At 43.9% G+C, this 4,294-nt stretch carries 5 protein-coding genes; all 5 read left to right on the top strand.

The genetic code is table 11. From position 1 onward, the window contains the following. Positions 1–934, top strand: a 934-nt coding sequence (locus AAC854_RS21380; protein WP_422824116.1) for a DUF927 domain-containing protein, incomplete at its 5' end; no start/stop codon positions are given. Positions 935–1,180: 246 nt separating this feature from the next. Beyond that, positions 1,181–1,579, top strand: a complete 399-nt coding sequence (locus AAC854_RS21385) for an antiterminator Q family protein (protein WP_340618855.1) — start codon at positions 1,181–1,183, stop codon at positions 1,577–1,579. 325 nt (positions 1,580–1,904) lie between these two features. Further along, positions 1,905–2,639 (top strand): DUF2829 domain-containing protein, encoded by a 735-nt coding sequence (locus tag AAC854_RS21390; RefSeq protein ID WP_479715131.1) that lies wholly within the window; start codon positions 1,905–1,907, stop codon positions 2,637–2,639. Between the two features lie 65 nt (positions 2,640–2,704). Then, entirely contained in the window at positions 2,705–3,022 is a 318-nt protein-coding gene (locus AAC854_RS21395) for a hypothetical protein (protein WP_340618857.1), read from the top strand. Between the two features lie 269 nt (positions 3,023–3,291). Continuing rightward, positions 3,292–4,062: a KilA-N domain-containing protein gene (locus AAC854_RS21400; RefSeq protein ID WP_340618858.1), complete on the top strand. Its 771-nt coding sequence runs from the start codon at positions 3,292–3,294 to the stop codon at positions 4,060–4,062. The last annotated feature ends 232 nt before the right edge of the window (positions 4,063–4,294 follow it).

Here is a 4,294-nt window from a genome sequence, read left to right on the forward strand (position 1 = left end):
GCAAGGCGCGAACCCTAAACATGTCCACACCTCAGCCTATACCCTGTTTAACGGCAAGGGGAAAATACAGGGGGCAAAAGAAGGGGGTAACCGTCCTTTGACCAGCTGGCGAACCGTGGCGATCAGTACGGGCGAGAAAGATATCCCTACGTTCTTGATGGAAGCCGGGATCAAAATCAATGCCGGGCAGTTGGTCCGGTTACTGAATATCCCGATGGAAAGGGCCAAGACCCTGCACGGGCTGGACAGTGGCAAGGCCCATGCCGATGCGCTAAAGCGGGGTTGTCGGGAACATCACGGCGCGGCAGGCAGGGCGTGGATTGAATATCTGGCTACCCATCAAGAAGCCGCCAGACAAGCCTATATCGACGCACAGTCACGATGGAGCAAACTGATACCTGAAAGCTACGGTGAACAGGTGCAGCGGGTCAGTGATCGCTTTGCGGTGCTGGAGGCTGCCATGCTGTTAGGGCGTGCGGTGACCGGGTGGAATGAACGCGCGTGCCGGGATGCGCTGCAATATATCTTTAATGTCTGGGTGGCTGAGTTCGGGACAGGCAACAAAGAACTGGAACAGATTGTCGAGCAGGCCGTTTCATTTCTGAATGCGCATGGCATGAGCCGTTATGCCCCGCTGCCTTATGACGAAAGGGATCTGCCGATACGGGATTTAGCGGGTTACCGGGAGAAAAAAGGGGGACATGATGATGCACAGATTATTTTCTATACACTGCCCGCCACGTTCAAACAGGAGATTGCCAAAGGGTTTAACGTGGATATGTTCGCAGATACGTTAATGAAAACCGGCATCCTTAAGAAGCCAGCCAGTGGGCGAAGTTTTCAGGGCAAGACGCCCCGCCTTAAGCATCTGGGGGGCATTCAGCAACGGGCTTATATCATGGTGCTCATTCCTGAATCAGACAACGAAAAATAAGGACTCATGTGGGGGGTAAAACCTGTTGTCTCGGTTGTCTCGGTTGTCTCATTTTTATTAAGTGTATGAATAATAATTATTTTTACTTTTAAATTGAGACAACATGAGACAACAAACAGGGGTTTTGAGACAACATCACATGGGAAGACGAAAGGACAGTACAGAGAGGCATGATGAAAAAATTACTTAACTTACACGGTCAGAAAGAAAAGGGCTTGATGGGGATGCGGGTGGGGGAATGTGCAAATGCGTGATATGCGGATGATACTCAGTCAATGGGGAACATGGGCCAGTGAGGGAAACAGTGCGGTTGACTGGGCACCCGTTGCTGCTGGATTCAAGGGGTTGACACCCAGTACCCGAAAGACCCGTGCACAATGTTGTGATGATGATGGATTTGCTATTGATGCCGCCGTTCTGCGGTTGAAGAAGCATAATCCTTATTACTACCAGCTGATCGTCTTGCACTACATTAAGGCACTGCCATTAAGAGCGATGGGAACCAAGTTAGGTATTTCCCATAATGAAGTGGCAAAGCGGTTGCAGGCCGCGGAGGGATTTATTGAAGGAGTACTGGCTGTTTCAGATGTGATTTTGGAACTGGATAAATGCGTACAAAAAGAAATCGTCAATTCGGTTGCGTAATTACAAAAGTCAGTATATTGTGATAAGAGTGATAGCAGTGTCACACAGCTTATTAATTTCAGACCTCGCCCAGTGCGGGGTTTTTTATTGCCCTATATTCAATAAAGGGTATTCGGAATTAGCAGCAAACTTCAAATATACACCTCACTGAATCACGCACTCGATGAATAGGCATATTTTATAATGCGCAGCCATATTTTAATGCGTATTAATTCTACCATTTGGTATTCAATTGAGATAAAAACCTAACCTAAGTAATATTAACTGACTAGTTAGCAGTAGATGAAATGACCTTTAACTTTAACGATTAATAAGTGAGGAAATGATGTCTGACGTTAATAAGCCAGAAAATATAAATACAGATAAAAATTGCTTTATCAACCCAGATCAATACAAAAATCACGATGCAGTTGCACCTATTGGCTCATATCCGTGGGCGATGATTCAATTGTATTTAGGAAATCTAATGTATCGCAGTAATTGGGATTACCCCAATGAATATATAGGGCTTACTCCTAAATCGGAGAAAGTCGAAGACGATAGACAGTCTTATCTTATTAAAAAACGTAAACATAATAGTTTTGAGGTATGGCAACCGACACAAGACGATATGATGGCTTGTGATTGGGCTTTAGTTAAACCAAAACCAGTTGATTGCATGCTGTCTTTTGATCTTAAAGTTGGGACTAGCCAATATAATGGCGGCGAGGCACAATATTGGGGGTATTGGACGAACACGAAAAAGAACCCACGCAGCTCTCCTTTTGGCACTCTGACTAATCTTCAAAACACTCTAGATATTGGAAAAATATCATCTTTTTTTCTTTTGGAAGTCCCTATCAGTACTTTTAGCAATCTGTTCTTACAGGTTGATACTCAAAACCAACCAGACCTGCTGAATAAGAATCTTGAAGTAATAGTTAATGGTTCAACTTATCATCTTGGCCCTCCTAGTGGTTCAAGTGGTTATAGTCATACTTCTGACGGTGCAAAACAATTAGGCGACCTACTGAAACAAAACGTAGGCAATACACTGCATTTTTGCTTCAACTGGAAATAACCCTAATTTACACCCTGATTCCATAGCCTCGCATTCGCGGGGCTTTTTGCTTTCTGGGAGAACGTATGTCTGCGTCAGTCACAGAGTCCTTAGTTATCCGTCCTGCCTCTGAGCAACCTACATTTGATATGAACGGCAAAGAGGTATTGGTTTTAAATCCTTGCGATGGCTGGCATATTGGCTATGTCCGTTTTTGGGATGAAGGAGAATACTCAGGTATTCATCGGTGGATAGGGGAAGAATTTGAACCTCGATATTTCTATGTTGCTTGGGCGCTATTACCGGATGGCTTGAAAATTGGTGATGTTTTCGAAGACCAAAAGGCCACACCAGAAGAGCATGATAGATACTGGGCGGCAAGAGAGAAGCCGAACGGGAAATAAGTTCAGTAGTCAACTCAGAGTTGGCAACTCAAAGTGATCGGGGTCGGTCAACACCTATATTGTTGTTAAATCAATATGATGGGTGTGATTTTAACCATTTCGATCAACACCTCGATCCCGTTACCGGAATTCCGGCATCGGAACAAATTCAAATAGTTATTCCAAGGCTGCGCATGGCGTGGCCTTTGTCACATAACCTAAAAAAGTTATTTTGCATGAATTAGATACGAGCTAGAGTGTTCATCTGACGCAATTAGAACGGAGGTTAGATGAAACAGTTAGACTTACCACTTATTGCTCGTGAAGAGAACAACGTGGTAATAGCTCAGCGTGCGTATGATGGGTATATTAACGCAACGGCTATGTGTAAAGCTGCTGGAAAAAATTTTGCTGATTATTCTCGTTCAAAGAATACTAGTGATTTCATATCCGAGCTTTCAGTCGACATGGGAATTCACATAACGGAATTAATTCAAACAGTTAGAGGTGGTTTTCCTGAGTTGCAAGGTACATGGGTTCACCCTCAAGTGGCAATCAATTTAGGTCAATGGGCGTCACCTAAGTTTGCCGTGCTTGTATCTAAGTGGGTGTTTGATTGGATGACTGGCGCAAAGCAACAGAAATCTACAATGCCCTACCATGTGAAACGCTATCTTATTAATAGAGAAAAGATTCCACCTACCCACTTTTCCATGCTAGATCAGATGACATTAAAACTACTGGCACCGCTGGAATCTAGGGGGTATTTATTGCCTGATAGGTTAATGCCTGATATTTCATTAGGAAGAATGTTTAGTGCTTTCTTGCGTACCAAAGGATATGATCCCGACTCATTCCCTACATATACGCACGAGTTTAATGATGGGAAGAGGAAGCCAGTAGAAGCAAGACTTTACCCAAACGAATTGATGACTTCTTTCAATTTAGAAGTTCATCACTGGATTAGAGATAAATCTATTAGCTACTTTGGTCCAAGGGATCGTGAAGCATTGCCTCATCTAGAAAATATCATTGCAGCTTTACCTTCTCCCAATAATTAGAGTTATTCGATTATTGAAATAGTTATGTAACCAGCCGAGTGCTGGTTTTTTCGTATCTGCCACCGCAATCACTCACAGAACCTCAGTATCTCCTATTGCGGTTGGCATCCCACTTACTACAACTCACAGGGGTAACCATCGTTCACCCCACGGACGCCCATTGTTCAAATGGGGTGGAATATGAAGATGAAAGAAAATCCTGATTTATGGGCTGACCTCTTGAACGGCCTAA

The organism is Xenorhabdus entomophaga (assembly GCF_037996725.1).
Lineage (GTDB): Bacteria > Pseudomonadota > Gammaproteobacteria > Enterobacterales > Enterobacteriaceae > Xenorhabdus > Xenorhabdus khoisanae.